The following is a 19,821-nucleotide window of genomic DNA, read 5'->3' as shown; positions in this document are numbered from 1 at the left end:
GCCCTTTGGGCGTGCAAGAGTGGGATCGTGCGGTAGCGATGGGGTCGATCGACAGGTACATTTTCCGCACGACGCTCGCGTCGTTTGCGCTGGTCCTGGTCAGCCTCACCGGCGTGATCTGGATTACGCAGGCGTTGCGCGGCATCGACCTGATGACCAGCCAGGGCCAGACCATCATCACCTTTCTCGGCATCACCAGCCTGGTGATTCCGGCGCTGGTTTTGATCATCGCCCCGATCGCGTTGATGATCGCGATCTCCCACACGCTGAACAAGCTCGCCACCGATTCTGAAATCATCGTGATGAACGCCGCCGGCTTCTCGCCTTTCCGGCTGTTCCGCCCATTTTTCTATGCCACCTGCGTGGTGGCGCTGATGGTTGCCTTCATCGGCTCCTATCTCGCCCCCGACGGCATGCGCCGGATCAAGCAATGGGATGCCGAAATCACGGCCGACGTGCTGACCAATATCCTGCAGCCCGGCCGCTTCGCCCAGCTCGACCAGAACCTGACGATTCGGATCCGCGAACGCCAGCCGGGCGGCGTGCTCGCCGGCATTTTCGTCGACGACCGCCGCGATCCCAAGGAGCGCGTCACCATCATCGCCGACCACGGCACGGTGCTGAAGAACGAGAACGGCTCCTATCTGGTGCTGGAGGACGGCAATCTCGAACGTTTCGAGGCGGGAAAGCGCGATCCGGCCTTTGTGGCGTTCGTTCGTTACGCTTTCGACATGTCGAAATTTTCCAATCGCGGCCGCGACGTCGCACTGGGGATTCGCGAACGCTATCTCTGGGAGCTGATCTCGCCCTCGGAGAACGATCCGGTTTTCAAGCAATTGTCCGGACAGTTTCACGCCGAGCTGCATGACCGTTTCCTGGCGCCGGTCTATCCCTTCGCCTTCGCAGTGCTGACCTTTGCGTTCCTCGGCACGCCGCGCACCACGCGCCAGAGCCGCAATTTCTCGATCGGCGGCTCCATTGTGGCGGTGTTTGGCCTGCGCATGGCGGGATTCGCCTGCTCGGTAATGACGGTGAAGACGCCAAGCATGGCTCTCGTGCAGTATTCGATGCTGTTCGGCGCGATCGCCGTCGGGCTGTGGATGATCATCGGCGGCATCGTGGTGGAGCCGCCGGCCGCGCTGATGGAGGCCATCAACAGGTCGAACGCACGCCTCGCTCGGCTCTTTGGACGGCCCGCCACCGCATGAGCATGATGACCAACACGCTCGGGCGATATTTTGCCGGCCGCTTCCTGATCTCGGCGGTGGGCGTGTTTGCGAGCATTTTCGTGCTGCTCGTGCTGGTCGATTACATCGAAATGGTCCGCAAGACCTCCGGGCTGATATCGGCATCGGCGATAACGGTGGCGCAGACGTCGCTGTACCGGGTACCGCAACTGCTCGAAAAGCTGATGCCGTTCTGTGTGCTGATCGGCGCGATGACCTGCTATCTCGCGCTGTCGCGGCGGCTGGAGCTGGTGGTGGCGCGTGCTGCCGGCGTATCCGCCTGGCAGTTCATTTCGCCGGCGCTGGCAAGCTCGATCATTCTCGGCACCCTGGCGACGGTTGCCTACAACCCGATGTCGGCGAACCTGCGCGAACTGTCCAAGCGGATGGAAGCCGAACTGTTCGGCTCGGCGCCCGGCGGCGGCATTCAGGATGCATCCGGCTTCTGGCTCAACCAGATCAACAGCGACGGCCAGTCGATCATCAATGCGGCCCGCAGTGAGCAGCAGGGTGTCCGGCTGACGGGCCTGACCGTGTTCCGATTCGATACCGATCTCCAGTTCAAGGAGCGAATCGAGGCGCGCGAAGCTTCCCTCGAAGAGGGCCGCTGGGCCTTCAGATCGGTACGCAGATACTCCCTGGATAAACCTCCGGTTGATCAGGAGACCTATTACCTCTCAACGACCCTGACCCCGGCCCAGGTTCGCAACAGTTTCTCGACCCCGGAAACCGTGTCTTTTTGGCAACTTCCCGGCTATATCCGCTCGTCCGAAAGCTCCGGCTTCGCGACCGCGGGCTACCGTCTGCAGTATCATAAGCTCATCGCACAGCCATTTTTGCTGGCTGCAATGGTGATGTTGGCGGCTTCTGTCAGCCTTCGCTTCTTCCGGATGGGCGGCGTGCAAAAGATGGTTTTAAGTGGCGTGGGCGCAGGGTTTCTGCTCTACGTTCTATCGAAAGTTACTGAGGATTTGAGCAAGGCTGAGTTGATGCATCCCATCGCTGCGGCGTGGTTGCCTGTCTGTGTGGGCGGCCTCACCGGCTTCTTAGCCTTGCTGTACCAGGAGGACGGGTAGTGGCCGTTGTCGCCGCCCGCCAGTTGAGGTCGCCTGCGTTCAGGCGGCGCACCACCGTGCGCCGCTATCGAGCCCGCTTGGCCGCCGTTGGCGTACCTATGTTTGCCCTACTTGCCGGACTGGTTTTCGGCGGCACGATTGAGCTTGTCCTGACGGGCCCCGCCGCGGCGCAGAGCTTCACCTACAATCCGCGTCCGCCGAAGCCGCCGCCACGCCCTGCCAACAACGACGGCAGGATGCTCGTGCAAGCCGTCGAGGTAGACTACGACTATAACAACCAGCGCGTGTCGGCGGTCGGCAACGTGCAGATGTTCTACAACGGCACCAGCGTGGAGGCCGACAAGGTCATCTACGACCAGAAGACCAAGCGGCTGCATGCAGAAGGCAACATCCGCCTGACGGATGCGGAAGGCAAAGTCACTTACGCCAACATCATGGATCTGAGCGACGACTACCGTGACGGTTTCGTCGATTCGCTGCGCGTCGATACGGCTGACGATACGCGCATGGCGGCGACGCGCGCCGACCGTTCCGCCGGCAATTACACGGTGTTCGAAAACGGCGTCTATACCGCCTGCGCGCCGTGCAAGGACAATCCGAAGAAGCCGCCGCTATGGCAGGTCAAGGGTGCGCGCATCATCCACGACCAGACCGACAAGATGCTGTACTTCGAGAATGCGCAGCTCGAATTCTTCGGCGTGCCGATGGCGTATCTGCCGTATTTTTCGACGCCCGATCCGACCGTCAAGCGCAAGACGGGCTTCCTGATGCCCGCCTACAGCAGCAACTCGACCTATGGCTACGCTGTCGAGACCCCGTTCTACTGGGCGATCGCGCCGGACTATGACGCGACGTTCAATCCGCGCTTCACGACGCGGCAAGGCGTGCTGTTCCAGGGTGAATTCCGCCAGCGCCTGATCAACGGCTCGTATCAGATCCGCGCCTACGGCATCAATCAGCTCGATCCCGGCGCGTTCGCCGGTCAGCCCGGCGATCGTGACTTCCGCGGCGGCGTCGACACCAAGGGCCAGTTCGCCATCAACGACAAATGGGTCTGGGGTTGGGACGGCGTGCTGCTGTCGGACTACTACTTCTTCTCTGACTACCGGCTGGCCCAATACAGGGATCCGCTGGGCTCGTTCCTGACCCTGCCGACGGAAGCGATTTCGCAGCTCTATCTGACCGGTGTTGGCAATCGCAGCTTCTTCGATGCGCGCACCATCCATTACCTCTCCTTCTCCGGAAACCAAGACAAGGTGCCGGTGATCCATCCGGTCGTCGACTATTCCAACGTGATCAACCACCCGATCCTCGGCGGTGAGGTCAGCTACAAGACGAACTTCACCAGCCTGTCGCGCACGACCGCGGCGTTCGACCCGATCACGACGCTGGCAAACACCAACGGCCTGTGCCTCACCGCATCGGCCGATCCGCTGGCCCGGATTCCCTCGCAGTGCCTGCTGCGCGGCATGCCCGGCACCTACACGCGGCTGACGGCCGAAGCGCAGTGGCGGCGCTCGTACACCGATCCGATCGGTCAGATCTGGACACCTTTTGCAATCCTGCGCGCAGACGCCATCAACGCCTCGATCTCGAACCAGCCGGGCGTTTCGAACTTCCTGCCCGTGGGCGACACGCAGGCGGTCCGGCTGATGCCGACGGTCGGCCTCGAATATCGCTACCCCTTCATCAACGTTCAGCCGTGGGGCACCACCACGATCGAGCCGATTGCGCAGATCATCGCTCGTCCGAACGAGACCTTCGCCGGCCGGCTGCCGAACGAAGACGCGCAGAGCATGGTGTTCGACGCCAGCAACCTGTTCGCGATCGACAAGTTCTCCGGCTACGACCGCGTCGAGGGCGGCGGCCGCGCCAATGTCGGCGTGCAGGCGACCACGCAGTTCGACCGCGGCGGCAGCGTCAATGTGCTGTTCGGCCAATCCTACCAGTTGTTCGGCCTGAATTCGTATGCGGTGCAGGACCCGACTAACACCGGCCTAGAATCCGGCCTGCAGAACACCCGCTCCGACTACGTCGCCCGCGTCAACTATTCGCCGAACCGGACCTATACGTTCAGCGTGCGCTCGCGCATGGATGAAGCGACGATGAACGTCAATCGCTTCGAAGCCGAAGGACGCGCCTCGTTCGACCGCTGGTCGGTCAGCATGATGTACGGCAACTATGCCGCCCAGCCGGAACTCGGGTATCTGACCCGGCGCGAAGGCCTGCTCGGCAGCGCATCCATCAAGCTGGCCTCGAACTGGGTGGTTTCGGGAGCCGCTCGCTGGGATCTTGAAGCCAACAAGCTGAACCAGTACATCATCGGCGCCGGCTATGTGGATGACTGCTTCGTGCTGGCCGCCAACTACGTCACGTCCTATAGCTACTCCGTCGGGACGACGCCGCCGGTGCTCAATCACGCTTTCATGGTGCAGATCGGCCTACGGACCATTGCGAATTCGTCCTCGTCGTCCGGCACCAGCGGCCTTCAGTAGCGTGAGGCCCGACCTTGCCGGAGAATACCCAGCGCCGCGCGGTACGAATTGGTTGAAACGACTGATATGACCATGACGACCATTACGCTCCTTCCTCGCCGATTTTGGTCCCTGATCGCCGGCGGCGCCGTTGCGCTTGCCGTTCTGGCCGGCGGCGCTTCACCGCTGCAAGCGCAGTCCGTGGCGGTGATGGTGAACGGTGAGCCCATCACCACTCTCGATATCGAGCAGCGCACCAAGCTCAACTTCCTGACGACGCGGAAGCAGATGCCGCGGAAGGAGGTGATCGAGGAACTGATCGACGAAAAGGTGAAGATCAAGGAAGCCAAGCGGTTCGGCGTCGACCCTTCGGCGAGCGATATCGACCAGGCCTTTGCCGGGATGAGCCAGCGGATGCGTATCACGCCCGAACAGTTGACCAAGTCCCTGGAGAGCCAGGGGGTCCGGCCGGAAACGCTGAAGGCCCGCCTCAAGGCCGAGATGGTCTGGGGCAGTCTGGTGCGCGGCCGTTTCAAGGAGAGCCTCCAGGTCGGCGAGAAGGACGTTGCCGATGCCGCCCAGCAAAGCGGTGAACCGACCCAGGCCGACGCGTTCGAATACAGGCTACAGCCAATCGTGCTGATCGTGCCGCGCGGTTCGGCGCCAAGCGCGATCGACTTGCGGCGCAAGGAGGCAGAATCCTTGCGCGAGCGCGTGCAGAGCTGCGAGCAGGCCAACTCTTACTTCAAGTCGATGCAGAATGCCGCGATCCGCGGCATCGTCACCAAGACTTCGGCCGACATACCCGGCCCGCTTCGCGAGCTCCTGGACAAGACGCCGATCGGTCGCCTGACCCCGCCCGAAATCACCAAACAGGGCGTGGAGATGGTGGCGTTGTGCGACCGCAAGCCGACCAAGATCGATACGCCGAAGAAGCGGGAAATCCGGGAAAAGATGTACACGCAGAAGTACGAGGCAAAGTCGAAGGCTTACCTGGCCGACATCCGCAAAGCTGCGATGATCGAATATCGTTGATGCATGGCAAAGCCCCTTGCGCTGACATCCGGCGAACCTGCGGGCATCGGCCCCGACATCGCCCTTGAAGCGTGGCGGCGGCGCGGTGAACTGGACCTCCCGCCGTTCTACCTGCTCGGCGACCGCGCCTTCTTCGCCGAGCGGGCGAAAATCCTGGGATTGACGATCGACCTCGCCGACGCTGTGCCCGAGGAAGCGAGCGCGGCATTTGCGAGAGCCCTGCCCGTGGTCGCAACCGGCGAAATCGCAACCGCGCGCCCCGGACAGCCCGACCAGACCAGCGCGACCGCGGCACTTACCTCGATTCGCCATGCGGTCGACCATGTCAGGGCCGGACGCGCGGGCGCCATCGTCACCAACCCGATCGCCAAGAGCGTGCTCTACCGCGCCGGATTCCGTCATCCCGGCCATACCGAGTTTCTCGCCGAGCTTGCCTCCGATGGCGGCCGCGTGCCGCAGCCCGTGATGATGCTGTGGTCGCCGGCGCTCGCCGTCGTTCCCGTGACCATCCATCTTTCGCTGCGCGAGGCGCTGGCCCAGCTCTCGGCCGAGCTGATCGTCACGACTGCCCGGATTGCGGTTGCGGATCTGAAAGCCCATTTCGGCCTTGCCCAGCCACGCCTTGCAATATCGGGCCTCAACCCGCATGCTGGCGAAGACGGCTCGCTCGGCAGCGAAGACATCGACATCGTAGCACCCGCCGTCGAAGCGCTGCGCGCAAAAGGCATCGACGCCAGGGGCCCGCTGCCCGCGGACACCATGTTCCACGCGGCGGCGCGCAGGACCTATGACTGCGCCATCTGCATGTATCACGACCAGGCGCTGATCCCGATCAAGACCATTGCGTTCGAGGACGCCGTCAACGTCACGCTCGGATTGCCGTTCATCCGCACCTCGCCGGACCACGGCACCGCCTTCGACATTGCCGGCACCGGCAAGGCCAACCCGTCGAGTCTCGCCGCGGCACTGCGGCTCGCCGCGCGCATGGCGGCAACATCAGTGCCGCCGATCTGAAGTTCCTGCACGGCATGCGGCGAGTTCGTCCCAGGAACTTCAGATCGACAAGCGGCACTGAAATGTTGACTCCCTTGGTGCCCTTGGCTTTACGAAGTTCGCACAGAGGGTGCCGCGGGCCATGACGAACTTCGTAAAGCCAAGGGCACGGCCTTCATGAGCGCGATCGACGATCTGCCGCCGCTGCGCGAGGTCATCCGCGAACATTCCCTGTCGGCCCGCAAATCGCTCGGCCAGAATTTTCTGCTCGACCTCAACCTCACCGCGCGGATTGCGCGCGCCGCCGGCCCGCTCGAAGGCGCAACGATCATCGAGGTCGGTCCCGGCCCAGGCGGCCTGACGCGCGCGCTGCTGGCGCTCGGCGCCAAACGCGTCATCGCGGTCGAGCGCGACGAGCGTGCGCTGGCTCCACTCGATTACATTTCCAGGCGCTATCCTGGCCGGCTTGAGATCGTGCACACTGACGCACAGCGCTTCGATCCCCGTCCGATGCTGGGTGGCGAGCAGGCAAAAATCGTCGCCAACCTGCCCTACAATATCGCAACCGCGCTTCTCGTCGACTGGCTCTCGATCGAGCCATGGCCACCCTGGTACGACATGATGGTCCTGATGTTTCAGCGCGAGGTCGCCGAGCGGATCGTCGCCAAGGAGAACGACGAGGCCTACGGCCGGCTCGCGGTGCTCGCCAACTGGCGCTCGGAGACCAAAATCCTGTTCGACATTTCCCCTGCGGCGTTCGTGCCGCAGCCGAAAGTGACCTCCTCGGTAGTGCGGCTGGTGCCGCGTGAGGCACCCGAGCCGTGTGACCGCCGGGCTCTCGAACAGGTGGCGGCCGCGGCCTTCGGTCAGCGCCGCAAAATGCTGCGGCAGAGCCTGAAATCGCTCTCGGTCGATCCCGCCCGGCTGGCCGAGGCCGCGCATATCGACGCGACCAGGCGCGCCGAAACCATTCCAATCTCCGGCTTTGTTGCCATGGCCCGCGAATTGACCGATATACGAAGCATAAAAGCGTTAACGCCCTGAAGAAACTGCTCGAGGAGATGATGCCATGGCGCTGATGCGTCGCCAGTCCCTGGTCAAGTTCGATGCGCCGTTGTGCGAAACCATCGTCGACACGCCAAAGCCGAAAGGCAGCGAAGTCCTCGTCCGCATCGAGCGCTGCGGTCTCTGCCATTCCGACCTGCACATCCAGGACGGCTATGCCGATCTCGGCGGTGGCAAGCGGCTCGACACCACGCGCGGCATGACGCTGCCGTTCACGCTCGGGCACGAGATTGCCGGCATCGTCGATGAAGTCGGTCCAGATGTTTCGACGGACCTGATCGGAAAGAAGCAGGCGGTATTCCCCTGGATCGGCTGCGGCCAATGCCGCGACTGCGCCAATGGCGACGAGAACCTCTGCGTCAAGCAGCGCTTCCTCGGCGTCTCCATCGACGGCGGCTTCGCCACTCACGTGCTGGTGCCCGACGCCAAATATCTGCTGGATTACGATCCGCTTCCGGTCAACCAGGCGGCGACGCTGATGTGCTCGGGCGTCACCGCCTATGGCGCGCTGAAGCGGCTGGTCGACCGCCCGCGGCAGCGCAACCTTTTGCTGATCGGGCTCGGCGGCGTCGGCATGATGGGGCTTTCATTCGCGCAGGCGATGTTCAAGCAGAACATCACGGTCGCCGACCTCTCTCCTGCCGCGCGCGAGACCGCGCTGCAGAACGGCGCAGCGGTGGCCTACGATCCGGCCGAGCCCGAGGTCATAAGGCGCATCCTGAAAGAAACCGAGGGCGGCTTCGACGGCGTCGTCGATTTTGCCGGCAATGAGAAGTCGATGGCGTTCGCCGTTGCGACGGTCGCACGCGGCGGCAAGATCGTGGTGTCCGGCTTGATGGGCGGCAATTTCAGCCTGCCGATGGTGCAGTGGGTCTACAAGCGCATGACCATCGAAGGTTTCATGGTCGGCACCCTCGCCGAGGCCAAGGAATTGATGGCCCTCGCCCGCGTCGGCAAGATCAAGCCGACGCCGATGAAGGAAGAGCCGATGGCCGACGTCCAGAAATGGATCGACGAGCTGCGCGCCGGCAAGGTCGTGGGACGTATCGTGCTGAAGAACTGAGGCGGGCGACCGTTATGCCGATTTCGGCTTCGACAGTTCTTGAACGGCCCGGTGCGCGACAACGTCCAGTCCGCCCAAGGTGGTATTTCCATCCTCTGCACTCTGCATCAGCTTTCGGGCGACGTATTTGCGGCTTTCATGATCGCCGCCGTTGGGAAAATGGCTGCAGGCTTTTTCCAACGCAACTTCCATGTTTGCAATCGTGCGGTCATCCAATTTAGCCACGACGTCACCTCCCCGGGGTGAACAAAGCCAACCGACATCCCTTGCGAGTACAACGATCATTGAATAATAGCACTTTCGGGAAAAAGCGGGAATAGCGGATGGCACCTCGCCGAGAGGCGACGTGTCGCCTCCTTGCAAACTTCCCGGGACGATCACGGCCATCTGATGGTATGCCTAATGCCTATTTCCCGAGCGCCGCCTGCGGCGTGTTGCGAAAGCTGATTGCCATGCGGTTGTAGGCGTTCATCAGGCCGATCGCGATCGTGAGGTCCACGAGCTCGCGCTCCTCGAACACGGCGCGGGCGGCCTGATATGCTTGATCCGGCACGCCGGTATCGGCGACGCGCGTCACCGTCTCGGCCCATGCGAGCGCGGCGCGTTCACGCTCGTCGAAGAGATTGCCGGCTTCCGCCCACGCCTGCACCAGCGCGAGTTTTTCGATCTTCTCTCCCTTCTTGAGCAGGTCGCGCGCGTGCATGTCGAGGCAATAGGCGCAATTGTTGATCTGGGAAATTCGCAGGTAAACCAGTTCGACCAGCGCAGGAGGAAGTCCGCTCTGCATGACGTAGCCGTAGACGCCGCCCAGTGCTTTCAAGCCTGCCGGCGCGATCTGGTTATAGTCGAGACGCTTGCTCATTTTGTTGCTCCTTGATGACTGTTCTTGCTGAATGGAAGTAGTCACTTTCTTTTCTCGGGGCGCCGAGCGGGCGCTCACCTGCGAACCACCGCCTTCAGAGAGTCGACGAATACCCAGAACGAAGCGGCGAACAGGCCGACATCCTTCAGGAGGAACTGACCCGGCGCGACGGTGATCGCGGGCAGCCCGAGCTCCGGCACCACGACGCCTGGCGTCGAGATCATGAAGCTTATTGTCGTGACGAAGAGTCCGGCCGAGAGAAGGCCGCCTGCTGCAGAAAAGATCGGGCTTGCCAGTCTGAGGACGATCAGCAGTCCGATGCCGAGTTCGACGAAGCCGAGGAAATTGGAGAAGCCGCGGACCGAAAGCAGAGCATAGAACCAGCTCACGAGCGGACTGTTCTCCACCAGCGGCACCAGTCCCTGGGCCTCATAATCGGTGAACTTCATCCCGCCGAACCAGGCGTAGATGATCCCGAGCGACAAATAGAGACCGGCTCGGCTGATCGGCTCAGCGTAGGCGATCAGGCGTTCGGCTTGATCGCGCCATCGGACGATAGAGCCCGGTGCGAGGATCGGCGCCGGGAGCTGGGTGATAATGCGTGACATGGTAACCTCCGTTTTCATGGGTCAAGGTTCAATCCGATATCCGGCTGCACGACTTGTCGTGCGCCGGCCGGGTGCTCACGCATTCACGCGCTTGCGCAAATTGTAGCGAGGGGCCGGGATGGCACTCGAAAGCCTGTCCGACATGGCGAGGCGCGCCGTCTCATGACGGTCCCACTCTGCCTTGTCCGGCAGCGACGGGATGGTCACGGTCTCGTCGAGGTCGAGACCGGCCAGCGCGGCGTCGACCAAGTCGTCGGCCGACATCACGATCTGCGCCGGAAGCTGATGAACCGGCGTGCCGGCGACGTCCCAGAATTCGGTGGCGGTGGCGCCCGGCAGCACCGCCTGCACGCGGATGCCCTTGTCGGCGAGCTCGTGAACGAGCGAGCGGCTGAATGCGAGCACGAACGCTTTGGTGCCGCCATAGACGCCATTCAGCACCTCCGGCGCGATCGCGACGACCGACGAAATGTTGATGATCGTGCCGTTGCCGCGGGCAACAAATCCCGGGACCGCCGCAAAGGTCAGCCGCGTCAGCGCAGTGACGTTCAGGCGGATCATGTCCTCCATCTTGTCGACGTCGGAAGCGAGCAGCGGGGCTGCCGCGCCGACGCCGGCGTTGTTGACCAGCAGGGAGATACCCGCATTGGTCTTGAGGAGGTCCTCGACGCGCTGCAGGTCCGCCGGGGACGTGAGATCGGCCTCAACCGTCTCCACGTTCCGGCCCGTCTCGTTGGCGAGCGGGCGCGCCAGCGATGCAAGCCGCTGCTTGTTGCGCGCAACGAGAATGAGGTCGTGGCCGCGCTTCGCCAGACGATCGGCGTAGATCGCGCCGATGCCAGTTGATGCGCCGGTAATTAGAGCAGTGCCTTTGGTCTGGGTCATGTCCATCTCCGTTGGTTGGGTTCGCTGCTTCGCGCTGATGGATAGGCCCTTCCGGAATTGATGGGTATCTGGCAAAATCGAGATATATCCTTCCAAAAAATGGAAGCATCCGATGGACCGTCTCGAGGGCATGTCGATTGTGTTGGCGGTCGCGGAGGCCGGAAGCCTGTCGGCTGCGGCGCGCCGGCACAAAATGCCGCTGGCCACCGTGAGCCGAAAAGTATCCGAGCTCGAAGCCCACCTGCGCACCAAGCTGTTCAACCGCTCGAGCCGCGCGCTCGTCCCAACGGAGGCAGGCCGCTCCTACATCGCCGCGGCAAAAAGGATCATCGCCGACGTGACTGAGGCCGAACGCGCCGCATCCGGCGAGTACGCGACGCCGCGCGGCGAGCTGAGCGTGTCGGCGCCCTTTGCGTTCGGCCGGCTACACCTAGTGCCGGTGCTGGCGGAATTCGTGGCGACGTTTCCGGAGGTGGATATTCGCCTCGATCTGCTGGACCGGCCGGTCAACCTTCTGGAGGAGCATGTCGATGTCGCGCTTCGGATCGGAACGCTGGCCGACAGCAGCCTGATCGCGATCCGGATCGGCGAAATCCGCCGCATGCTGTGCGCGAGCCCGGCCTATCTGAAATGGCGCGGGACGCCGAGATCCCTTGACGACCTCTCCAAGCACGACTGCATCAGTTTCGTGCCGTTGCAGTCACCAGCCGAATGGACGTTCAAGAAAGACCAGACCGATTATGTCGTGCCGGTGCGGTCGCGGCTCGTGTTGAACCATCTTGAATCGACGTGCGATGCCGCGCGCAGCGGCATGGGCATCGCAACGGTGTTCTCCTATCAAGTGGCAGAATCGGTCAAATCCGGAGAGCTTGCGCTGCTGCTGCAGGATTTCGAGCCGCCGCCGATACCCGTCAGCCTCGTCTATCCGCCCAATCGCTTCATGCCGGTCAAGTTGCGCGCCTTCCTGGACTTCGCGCTGCCACGCCTCAAAGCACGCATCGCCGATCTGCCGAAACGCGCCGCGCCGCGAGGGCGAACTGGGCCTCCACTGTCACCGTAATGCCTAAGAGTCCCGGGCTCTGATTTCCCGGAACGACACCAAACGGCGCTGCGCCTCGTCCCACAACACAAGTCGTACACACCGAAAGCTCTCAAGGAGCGTTATGTGGCCGACATCCCGCAGCTCCGGGTGGTCACGCAGCACGTGCGGCAGCCGGTAATAGGGAATCCGACTGGAGAGGTGATGCACGTGGTGAATACCGATGTTGGCTGTGAACCAGCGCAGCAGCGCCGGCAGCTCGTAATGTGAGCTGCCGTGCAGAGCGGCTTGATGCAGGTTCCAGCTCTCGTCGCGATCCCACGTCGTGTGCTCAAATTGATGCTGCACGTAGAACAGCCATACGCCGGCCGTGGCGGCCAGGAGCGTAATCGGAAGATGCACGAGCAGGAACGCCTTGATCCCGATAAACCATGTGAGCGCAGCGACGATGACGGCAATCGCGAGATTGGTTGCCATTGTACTGGCCCAAGGCTGCCAGCCATTGCGCATCAGCCCGACCGGAATCCTCTGTTGCAAGAGAAACAGATAGGCCGGCCCGAGGCCGAACATGATCAGCGGGTGGCGATAAAGACGGTATCTCAGACGACCCCACCAGGGAAGGGCCCGGTATTCGCGCACGGTCAGCGTATCGACGTCGCCGATGCCGCGGCGATCAATGTTGCCGGTGGTGGCATGATGAATCGCATGCGTGCGGCGCCAATAGTCGTAAGGCGTGAGTGTGAGCACGCCAATGACGCGGCCGACCCAGTCATTCGCCAGGCGACCGGCAAAAAAGGTGCCATGGCCGCAGTCGTGCTGGATCATGAACAGGCGTAAGAGAAAGCCAGCGGCCGGGACCGCTATAAGCAATGAAGCCCAGGCATAGCCAAGGGAGAACGTGAACCAAGCCGCGGTCCACAGCATCACGAGCGGCAAAGCCGTGATCGCCAACTCGGCCAGGCTCCGCGGCCGACTTGGGGTGCTGTAGTTGCCCAAAATGCGCTTCCAACGCCGTGCGTCGGGGACGTCATCGCTGCCATTGGGAGTCTTAATGAGGCCAAAGTCTTTTTGCCCATTAGACCCCTGCACAGTTCTCTGATGCACGGATATCCCCTTCTGACAGTACACGTAAGATCGAGGCACCGATGGATCGGCTCCTACGTCCGTTGATCGATTTTTGGAGAAGAGTCTGAAACGTGCGTGCCTGTCAGCAGCGAGGCAAAGCGGGCCCAGTCGTTCGGCCAAGTGTCGATTCCCTCGCATATGGACACAAACTGGGGGAACGTCAAGGACTGCAGCACCGCGTTACCCGTGTCCCCTTGCGCGTCATTTCCGGACTCGGCTGATGCCTGCGAAATCCGCTTCGCCCGATGAGCCGACTTCCCTGCCTTGGCCACTGGCTCACATTGAGCGCATCACGGTGCTGGGGCTAAGCAGTCAACCGCCAGCAACGCTGGCTTCCCTCAGAATGAGGAATTGGGACAGTGGAATTACGGTGTACTCAATCCTCTCGTCCCGATGAGTTAAATGTACTGGACTGCACCCCTTAAGTGAGACACGATAATTCCTGTGACAGTGCGGTTGCCACGATACGTTACCGGACCTTGTTTTGCGCGAACGCAGTTTCGAACTCAAGGGGCGACTGATATCCGAGCGCCGAGTGCCGACGCTCTTTGTTGTAGACGTCCGCGATGAAGCTGTCGATGCGGCGACGGGCGTCGTTGAGGTCGGTAAATGCCTTGCCGTTGACCTCTTCGGCCTTGAGCGTCTTCATGAAGCTTTCGGCCTTGGCGTTGTCGAAGGGATTGCCGGGCCGGCTCATGCTGATGGTGATGTCGCGATCGGCCAACCGCTGGCGATAGGCAATGGATGCGTATTGCACGCCGCGATCGGAGTGGTGGATCAGGCTGCCCGGTTGCGGCCTTCTGACGTCGAGGGCCTTATCGAGCGCGGCGATGGCGAGTGAGGCATCGAGTGTGTTCTCAAAGGCCCAGCCGACGGCCTTGCGCGAGAAGGCGTCGAGTATGACAGCGAGATAAGCAAAAGTCCTGGCGAGATGGACATAGGTGATGTCGGCGACCCAGATTTGATCCGGGGCGGACGGCACCAGGCCGCGCACCAGATTGGGGACAACGAGAACGCCCGTTGGTCGCTCCGCAGGTGGCTTCAGGAACGGCGCCTTGCGCTGCGCAAGAAGATTGTCTTCGCGCATAAGCCTCAGGATTTTCTTCGCATTTACGACCATGCCTTGGCGCCGGAGGGTGGCTGCCACACGTCGATAGCCGTAGAAGGGATGCTTGAGGCAAGTGCGCTGGATCTGGTCGCGCAGCTCGCACTCGGCCGTCTCACGACTGCGCCTGTTGAGATGCCGGTAATAGGTCGCGCGCGGCAGGCCCGCCAAATCGCAAAGTCGTTGCACGTCGGCATGAGCCTCGGATGCCTCCGATGTCATGGCTTGGATGACTTCGATGATGCGGATGCGGGTTTGCCTTGCGCTGCCGGCCGCTCCAATGCGCGCAAGGCTTTGCGAAAAAAATCGATGTCCATCTGCTGGCGGCCGACCAGCCGTTCGAGCTCGGCGATGCGGGCATTCGCGCGCGTGAGCGCAGAACGCTTGTCGTCATACGTAGCCAGAGGTTTGAGCTTACGGGCACCTGGCTTGGGTCCAGGCTTGCGATTCAGCCCCTCCGGCCCATGCGCCTTCCACGCCTTGATCCAGTCGTGAACAATCTTGCGCGATATCCCGAGCTCGCGAGCCACAGGCAGAACGCCTTCGCCTCGCTCAACGCGCTTGATCGCTTTCAATTTGTACGCCGTCGGAAACTGACGGTTCTTTCCTCTTGCTGCCACAGGTCATCCTCGAATGCCTGTCACAGGAATTATCGTGTCTCACTTAAGGGGTGCAGTCCACCACTGTCACCGTAATCCGGATTCTGAAGCCAGAAGTGCGAAATCACAGTGCATTAACTTGCTAGCGAAGCCTTGTGCACAACGTCAATTGCGTGCACTGCCACCATAATGACGAGATGGCTCGCTGCGATGTTCCTTGGCGGAACCCAGGATGAGCGCGCTATCAAAATCGCCGCAGAGCGGAACGAATGGCTTCCGAAGCCTTTGGTTTTGATCGACAAGAGGAGGTAACTATGAGGCTATCTGTCTTGGCGATTGCGACACTGCTTACGGTCGGAAGCATCGCTTCGGCCAACGCTATCGAGTTCGGCGTCGGCCCGGGCGGCGTCTACGTTGGTCCCGGCTATGATCGCCCCTATTACCGTGATTACAGAGATGACTGCCGGATCGTTATCCGCGAACGCACCAACCGCTTTGGTGAACGCGTCAGGATCCGCGAGCGCATCTGCGACTAAACACGCGATCGACGGTTAGCGACGATCAGATCGGGGTCCGGCTGGGACGCTGGGCCGATCGGTAGGTCAGAAATTGGTGCGATGTCGCACCTCCCCTGCGACACCGTTCCCGCAAAGGAAGGGCATCAGCGCCGCTGGAGCCCTTCTCGCGTTTCTTGGATGCTGCCAGTCGGGGTAATCAATCAATTCGCTGCGCGTGGACGCGCTGCCGCGCCCGTGAATTGTCGTAGCGCGCCTGGTCGCGCGTCGCCGGCGTGACGCAGACCTTGTCGTCCGTCGTTGCTTCGCGCCATACGTAACCTTGCTTGCAAGTCTCGTATCCGTATTGTCCGCGCCCTGCCCGCCGAGCGTCCTGCCGCGCATTGTCGTTCCAGGCCTGCCGGCGGGTTTGGGGCGTGACGCACACGTAATCGCCGCGAGCAGCCTCCCTCCAAACATAACCTTGAGTGCATTTCGCCTGGGCGTAAGCTTGGGGCGCGTAGAGAATGATGCCGAACAGTAATGCCGGAAGCGAGAAAGAAAGCTGCTTCATCAAACCCTCCATTGACCAGAGATATCGCGTGAGATCTTCTCTGCACTAGCTAAACTTTAGCGTGTATGAACTGGTTCACACTGGGACGTCACGCTAACGTGACGGAGGGACTCCACTGTCATTGGCTTACACAAAACTTCGACCCATGTGCGCTATTTGGGCCTTCGGAATTACGGTGCCAGTGCTGGACTGCAATTGAAGGCCACGGCACCGGGTCAGCGCCGTTCTGTCTTTCGCGCTGAGATCAGGAGCATCATCGGCCGCTCCAGCTCTTCGGCCAGTTCGGGCAAGTGCTCGATCTGTTCGAGCGTCGGGGCGAACTCCTCAACCCGGCATCAATCAGCGTGTTGAGCGTCGTGCCGAGGGTCCGGTGATACTTCATCACGCCCTTGGCGAACCAGTCCGTGCGGCGCTCGCCCTCGACCGAGTAACCGTTGATCGGCCAGGTCTTGCGGCCGTCTTCATCGGCGATCCAGCGCGGATGCGCCGCGGCCATGAAGATCGGATGCTCAATCGTGAAGACCAGATCTCCGCCTGGGACCAGCGCCTCGTGGATCATGCGCGCGAGGTGCCGAAAATCCTCGACATAGTGAAAGGTCAAGGCGCTGTAGACGAGGTCGAATGCCGCTTCGGGCAGTTCCAGTGTCTCGAGATCGGCGAGCAGATATTCGATGGCCGGGTCCGAGGTATCGAGCTTGGCGCGCGCGATCATGTTCTGCGACAGATCGAGGCCAAGCACCGAGGCCGCGCCCTGTGCGCGCATCCAGCGCGCGGCCCAGCCGAAGCCGCAGCCCAGATCGGCCACGCGCTTGCCAGTTAGCGCGGGCAGCATGGCCTGGACAGCCGGCCATTCGGGCGCACCGTCCAGCCCATGCACTTGGCGAGGCAATTGGCTGTAGCTAGCGAAGAAATCGGGATTGTCGTAGATATTCTGTGCCACGTTTGTCTCTATGATGAAGGTCGGCCTTGGCGATGACGTCCGGCCTGTAGACCATCTCGGTCCAGTCCAAGGAGCGCTCCAACGTCTTTCGTCCTATCCGACTTGGCCTCGGAAGCGAAGCGCATCCACAATCAATGAGAACGCCGGGGAAACTTGTCGCCGGCTGGGATAGTACAGGTGATACCCGGAGAATGGTGGGCACCAATCCGAAAGAACGCGGACAAGTTGCCCCCTCGAAACGTACGGCTGCACGTGGCCTTCGGTGAGGTAGGCTAGTCCGAAGCCCCGCAGAGCTCCTTCCAGGAGGAGGCCCGCGCTGTTGAACACAAGCTGGCCTTCAACACGAACGTTGACCTCTCGCCCGTTCTTTTCGAATTCCCAAGCGTAAAGGCTGCCGCCGTGGGTCGGCAGGCGAAGGTTGAGGCAGTTGTGGTCTGTCAGGTCCTGTGGTGTCCGGGGCCGCTTGCGACCAGCGAAATAAGACGGCGAGCCGATGACGGCCATTCGCAAGTCGGGACTGACCCGAACAGCGATCATATCCTTTGCAACAAGTTCGCCTGGCCGGATACCTGCATCTACCTGCTGCGCCACGATGTTGGTGAGCCCGTAGTCAATAATCACCTCGACGTGAATCTCAGGGTACTGCGGTAGGATCTTGCGCAAGGCAGGCAACAAGATTTCCGTGGCAGCATACTCTGTCGCGGTGAAGCGGATGGTCCCGGCCGGCCTTTCGCGGAGTTCGCTCAGTGCAGCAAGCTCTGCGTCCATCTCGTTGAACTTGGGACCGATACTTAGGAACAGCCGTTCTCCGGCCTGCGTTGGTGTCACGCTGCGCGTCGTCCGGTTCAACAGCCTGAGGCCAATCCGGTCCTCCAGGCTGCGGATGATCTGGCTGAGCGCCGACTGAGTCATTCCGAGCTTCGCGGCAGCCCGGGTGAAACTGCGCTCCCGCGCCACTGCAAGGAAGGCGAGGAGGTCGCTCGCGTCTTCGCGTTTCATTGATAAGCCTGCCTAATGATTACAAGTAGCTTCTATCACCTAATCATCGGACGGCGAAAGGCTTAGGTTCGGATCAGCAATCGAGGCGCGGCACGCCTCGGCAAGCAGACAGGATCAATCTGGACTTCACTGAAATCCTCAATCCGCCTGCGCGCCAGGAGCTGTGAACGCGTTCGTATCGCCCGAGTCTCTGGGGCGCGCCCACTAACGAGGAGAGTCTCCATGAGAGTGCTTGCCGCCGCCGCCTTCTCATTCTGCCTGTTAGCTCAAGCGAATGCGCAGGCACCGACAACCCCTGAAGGAGCAAAGCCGATGCTCACATCCCAGGACATCCGGGCGATCGCGCCGGCCCTCGAAAGGTACGCGCAAGGTGTCATGCTTGGCGATCTCTGGAAGCGGCCCGGTCTTTCTCCCCGGGATCGTAGTATCGTCACCCTCGCCGCGCTCATTGCCCGCGACCAGACGATCGAGCTGCCGTACTATCTCAACCTTGCGATCGACAACGGCGTAAAGCCGGCGGAGATATCGGAGATCATCACACACCTGGCGTTCTATACCGGCTGGGCGAACGCAATGAATGCGATTCCGGCCGCCAGCGAGGTCTTCAGGAGCCGCAACATCGGGGCGGACCAAATCCCACAGGCATCAGGACCAAACCTTCCTCTGGACGAGGCGGCGGAGTCGCAGCGCGCGTCGCGCGTCGAACAGCAATTCGGCCAGATCACTCCAAGCCTCGTCCAATACACGACCGACGTGCTGTTTCGGGATCTCTGGCTGAGGCCGGGCCTGGCTCCGCGGGACCGCAGCCTGGTCACTGTCAGCGCCCTCGTCGCAACGGGACAGGTGGCTCAAATCACGTATCACTTGAACCGGGCGATGGATAACGGATTGAAACGGGAAGAAGCGGGAGAGCTGCTCGGCCATCTCGCCTTCTATACCGGCTGGCCTAACGCGTTCTCCGCCGCTCCCGTCGTCAAGGACGTGATCGACAAGCGGCTCCGATAGGAGACTTGGATGTACTCGCGCCGGGGAGTAGTTGCCGCTGTCGCGTGTGGTATTGCCGCCTTGACAACGCCGCGCCGGCTTGCGGCGCAAACGTCGGCTGAGCCAAGGAACAGGGACATGGATATAGACATCAAGCGAAACGGCTCGCGTCCCTCGGCCAAGGGTTCGCCGGATTGGTTCACCGGGTCCGTCCGCGTGGACCCATTGTTTCAGGCACCCGATCCGGCGCGGGCCGGCGCCGGCCAAGTCACGTTCGAGCCGGGCGCTCGCACCAACTGGCACACCCACCCGCTCGGCCAGACTTTGATCATCACCGCGGGGCTGGGATGGGTCCAGCGTGAAGGCGGACCGATCGAGGAGGTGCGCCCGGGCGATGTCGTGTGGTTTCCGGCAGGCCTCAAGCATTGGCATGGCGCGACGCCGACGACGGCAATGACACACATTGCCATTCAGGAGTCGCTTGACGGCAAGAACGTCGACTGGATGGAGAAGGTTGCGGACGAGCAGTACCGCAAGTGATGCCGAGGTCGCACGAGCCGTATGTCAACTATCAATGGCCGTCAGCGTGGATGGCACACTGATGAGCCGTTGGCGCGGAACGCGCTCCCATATTTCGCTCCCATGATCAGCGAACGCGCAAGGTCGGCGACAGTA

General features: G+C 61.9%; 20 protein-coding genes and 1 pseudogene. 11 read left to right on the top strand and 10 right to left on the bottom strand.

The window, feature by feature from the left end; all coding sequences use genetic code 11:
- The first annotated feature begins 38 nt into the window (after window positions 1–38).
- The 7 genes from lptF (at window position 39) to CQ13_RS30030 (ending at window position 8,932) form a co-directional block, all read left to right on the top strand.
- The gene (gene lptF, locus CQ13_RS30060; protein ID WP_057846432.1) at window positions 39–1,208 is read left to right on the top strand and encodes an LPS export ABC transporter permease LptF; all 1,170 of its coding nucleotides are present in this window, start codon (window positions 39–41) and stop codon (window positions 1,206–1,208) included.
- Window positions 1,205–2,302 carry an LPS export ABC transporter permease LptG gene (lptG, locus tag CQ13_RS30055; RefSeq protein WP_057846431.1) on the top strand — a complete coding sequence of 366 codons (1,098 nt, stop codon included), beginning with the start codon at window positions 1,205–1,207 and terminating at the stop codon, window positions 2,300–2,302. The genes lptF and lptG overlap by 4 nt, the downstream gene beginning before the upstream one ends.
- 98 nt (window positions 2,303–2,400) lie before the next feature.
- A complete protein-coding gene (locus CQ13_RS30050; protein ID WP_082637715.1) occupies window positions 2,401–4,797 on the top strand; it encodes an LPS-assembly protein LptD in 2,397 nt (798 codons plus the stop codon).
- A gap of 72 nt (window positions 4,798–4,869) precedes the next feature.
- Window positions 4,870–5,811: a SurA N-terminal domain-containing protein gene (locus CQ13_RS30045; protein ID WP_057846538.1), complete on the top strand. Its 942-nt coding sequence runs from the start codon at window positions 4,870–4,872 to the stop codon at window positions 5,809–5,811.
- Window positions 5,812–5,814: 3 nt separating this feature from the next.
- Window positions 5,815–6,825 (top strand): 4-hydroxythreonine-4-phosphate dehydrogenase PdxA, encoded by a 1,011-nt coding sequence (gene pdxA, locus CQ13_RS30040; protein WP_057846430.1) that lies wholly within the window; start codon window positions 5,815–5,817, stop codon window positions 6,823–6,825.
- A 156-nt stretch (window positions 6,826–6,981) separates the two neighbouring features.
- Entirely contained in the window at window positions 6,982–7,848 is an 867-nt protein-coding gene (gene rsmA, locus CQ13_RS30035; RefSeq protein WP_057846429.1) for a 16S rRNA (adenine(1518)-N(6)/adenine(1519)-N(6))-dimethyltransferase RsmA, read from the top strand.
- A 25-nt stretch (window positions 7,849–7,873) separates the two neighbouring features.
- Window positions 7,874–8,932, top strand: a complete 1,059-nt coding sequence (locus CQ13_RS30030; RefSeq protein ID WP_057846428.1) for an alcohol dehydrogenase — start codon at window positions 7,874–7,876, stop codon at window positions 8,930–8,932.
- A 12-nt stretch (window positions 8,933–8,944) separates the two neighbouring features.
- Here CQ13_RS30030 and CQ13_RS30025 read toward each other — a convergent pair whose 3' ends face one another.
- The 4 genes from CQ13_RS30025 to CQ13_RS30010 form a co-directional block, all read right to left on the bottom strand.
- A complete protein-coding gene (locus CQ13_RS30025) occupies window positions 8,945–9,157 on the bottom strand; it encodes a hypothetical protein (protein ID WP_245309406.1) in 213 nt (70 codons plus the stop codon).
- Window positions 9,158–9,338: 181 nt separating this feature from the next.
- Window positions 9,339–9,794, bottom strand: coding sequence for a carboxymuconolactone decarboxylase family protein (locus tag CQ13_RS30020; RefSeq protein WP_057846426.1), 456 nt, complete (start codon window positions 9,792–9,794; stop codon window positions 9,339–9,341).
- Window positions 9,795–9,868: 74 nt separating this feature from the next.
- A complete protein-coding gene (locus CQ13_RS30015; protein ID WP_057846537.1) occupies window positions 9,869–10,402 on the bottom strand; it encodes a YkgB family protein in 534 nt (177 codons plus the stop codon).
- A 75-nt stretch (window positions 10,403–10,477) separates the two neighbouring features.
- Complete coding sequence (locus tag CQ13_RS30010; protein WP_057846536.1) at window positions 10,478–11,287, bottom strand: SDR family NAD(P)-dependent oxidoreductase; 810 nt, start codon at window positions 11,285–11,287, stop codon at window positions 10,478–10,480.
- 112 nt (window positions 11,288–11,399) lie between these two features.
- Here CQ13_RS30010 and CQ13_RS30005 point away from each other — a divergent pair, with 112 nt between their 5' ends.
- Window positions 11,400–12,347: a LysR family transcriptional regulator gene (locus CQ13_RS30005; protein WP_057846425.1), complete on the top strand. Its 948-nt coding sequence runs from the start codon at window positions 11,400–11,402 to the stop codon at window positions 12,345–12,347.
- Window positions 12,348–12,350: 3 nt separating this feature from the next.
- On the opposite strand, the gene CQ13_RS30000 is transcribed toward CQ13_RS30005, so the two are convergent.
- The 3 genes from CQ13_RS30000 to CQ13_RS29990 form a co-directional block, all read right to left on the bottom strand.
- Window positions 12,351–13,379, bottom strand: a complete 1,029-nt coding sequence (locus CQ13_RS30000; protein WP_057846535.1) for a fatty acid desaturase — start codon at window positions 13,377–13,379, stop codon at window positions 12,351–12,353.
- Window positions 13,380–13,920: 541 nt separating this feature from the next.
- A complete protein-coding gene (locus tag CQ13_RS29995; RefSeq protein WP_057846424.1) occupies window positions 13,921–14,778 on the bottom strand; it encodes an IS3 family transposase in 858 nt (285 codons plus the stop codon).
- Entirely contained in the window at window positions 14,775–15,176 is a 402-nt protein-coding gene (locus CQ13_RS29990; RefSeq protein ID WP_057846423.1) for a helix-turn-helix domain-containing protein, read from the bottom strand. Before CQ13_RS29990 ends, CQ13_RS29995 begins: the two co-directional genes overlap by 4 nt.
- A gap of 293 nt (window positions 15,177–15,469) precedes the next feature.
- Here CQ13_RS29990 and CQ13_RS29985 point away from each other — a divergent pair, with 293 nt between their 5' ends.
- On the top strand, window positions 15,470–15,691 hold the full coding sequence (locus CQ13_RS29985) for a hypothetical protein (RefSeq protein WP_057846422.1): 222 nt from the start codon (window positions 15,470–15,472) through the stop codon (window positions 15,689–15,691).
- Between the two features lie 178 nt (window positions 15,692–15,869).
- Here the strand turns inward: CQ13_RS29985 and CQ13_RS29980 are convergent, their stop codons facing one another.
- The 3 genes and pseudogenes from CQ13_RS29980 to CQ13_RS29970 form a co-directional block, all read right to left on the bottom strand.
- Window positions 15,870–16,223 (bottom strand): hypothetical protein, encoded by a 354-nt coding sequence (locus CQ13_RS29980; RefSeq protein WP_156433986.1) that lies wholly within the window; start codon window positions 16,221–16,223, stop codon window positions 15,870–15,872.
- Window positions 16,224–16,438: 215 nt separating this feature from the next.
- Window positions 16,439–17,163 (bottom strand): annotated as a pseudogene (locus CQ13_RS29975) (class I SAM-dependent methyltransferase).
- 93 nt (window positions 17,164–17,256) lie between these two features.
- Complete coding sequence (locus CQ13_RS29970) at window positions 17,257–18,162, bottom strand: LysR family transcriptional regulator (protein WP_057846420.1); 906 nt, start codon at window positions 18,160–18,162, stop codon at window positions 17,257–17,259.
- 222 nt (window positions 18,163–18,384) lie between these two features.
- Between CQ13_RS29970 and CQ13_RS29965 the strand changes: the two genes are divergently transcribed.
- Together CQ13_RS29965 and CQ13_RS29960 are read left to right on the top strand one after the other, a co-directional pair.
- Window positions 18,385–19,167 (top strand): carboxymuconolactone decarboxylase family protein, encoded by a 783-nt coding sequence (locus tag CQ13_RS29965; RefSeq protein ID WP_057846419.1) that lies wholly within the window; start codon window positions 18,385–18,387, stop codon window positions 19,165–19,167.
- Between the two features lie 123 nt (window positions 19,168–19,290).
- Window positions 19,291–19,686 (top strand): (R)-mandelonitrile lyase, encoded by a 396-nt coding sequence (locus CQ13_RS29960; RefSeq protein ID WP_057846534.1) that lies wholly within the window; start codon window positions 19,291–19,293, stop codon window positions 19,684–19,686.
- The last annotated feature ends 135 nt before the right edge of the window (window positions 19,687–19,821 follow it).

The sequence above is a fragment of the Bradyrhizobium retamae genome (assembly GCF_001440415.1).
Lineage (GTDB): Bacteria > Pseudomonadota > Alphaproteobacteria > Rhizobiales > Xanthobacteraceae > Bradyrhizobium > Bradyrhizobium retamae.
Note: the sequence above shows the minus strand (reverse complement) of the source record. Positions and strands in the feature narration are given on the sequence as shown.

Coding starts and splice junctions, on each gene's coding strand:
- CQ13_RS30010 (WP_057846536.1), bottom strand. CDS start 11,287: ATGACCCAGACCAAAGGCACTGCTCTAATTACCGGCGCATCAACTGGC.
- CQ13_RS30045 (WP_057846538.1), top strand. CDS start 4,870: ATGACGACCATTACGCTCCTTCCTCGCCGATTTTGGTCCCTGATCGCC.
- CQ13_RS30005 (WP_057846425.1), top strand. CDS start 11,400: ATGGACCGTCTCGAGGGCATGTCGATTGTGTTGGCGGTCGCGGAGGCC.
- pdxA (WP_057846430.1), top strand. CDS start 5,815: ATGGCAAAGCCCCTTGCGCTGACATCCGGCGAACCTGCGGGCATCGGC.
- CQ13_RS30050 (WP_082637715.1), top strand. CDS start 2,401: ATGTTTGCCCTACTTGCCGGACTGGTTTTCGGCGGCACGATTGAGCTT.
- CQ13_RS29980 (WP_156433986.1), bottom strand. CDS start 16,223: ATGAAGCAGCTTTCTTTCTCGCTTCCGGCATTACTGTTCGGCATCATT.
- CQ13_RS30015 (WP_057846537.1), bottom strand. CDS start 10,402: ATGTCACGCATTATCACCCAGCTCCCGGCGCCGATCCTCGCACCGGGC.
- CQ13_RS29995 (WP_057846424.1), bottom strand. CDS start 14,778: ATGACATCGGAGGCATCCGAGGCTCATGCCGACGTGCAACGACTTTGC.
- lptF (WP_057846432.1), top strand. CDS start 39: ATGGGGTCGATCGACAGGTACATTTTCCGCACGACGCTCGCGTCGTTT.
- rsmA (WP_057846429.1), top strand. CDS start 6,982: ATGAGCGCGATCGACGATCTGCCGCCGCTGCGCGAGGTCATCCGCGAA.
- CQ13_RS30030 (WP_057846428.1), top strand. CDS start 7,874: ATGGCGCTGATGCGTCGCCAGTCCCTGGTCAAGTTCGATGCGCCGTTG.
- CQ13_RS29985 (WP_057846422.1), top strand. CDS start 15,470: ATGAGGCTATCTGTCTTGGCGATTGCGACACTGCTTACGGTCGGAAGC.
- CQ13_RS29965 (WP_057846419.1), top strand. CDS start 18,385: ATGAGAGTGCTTGCCGCCGCCGCCTTCTCATTCTGCCTGTTAGCTCAA.
- lptG (WP_057846431.1), top strand. CDS start 1,205: ATGAGCATGATGACCAACACGCTCGGGCGATATTTTGCCGGCCGCTTC.
- CQ13_RS29970 (WP_057846420.1), bottom strand. CDS start 18,162: ATGAAACGCGAAGACGCGAGCGACCTCCTCGCCTTCCTTGCAGTGGCG.
- CQ13_RS30020 (WP_057846426.1), bottom strand. CDS start 9,794: ATGAGCAAGCGTCTCGACTATAACCAGATCGCGCCGGCAGGCTTGAAA.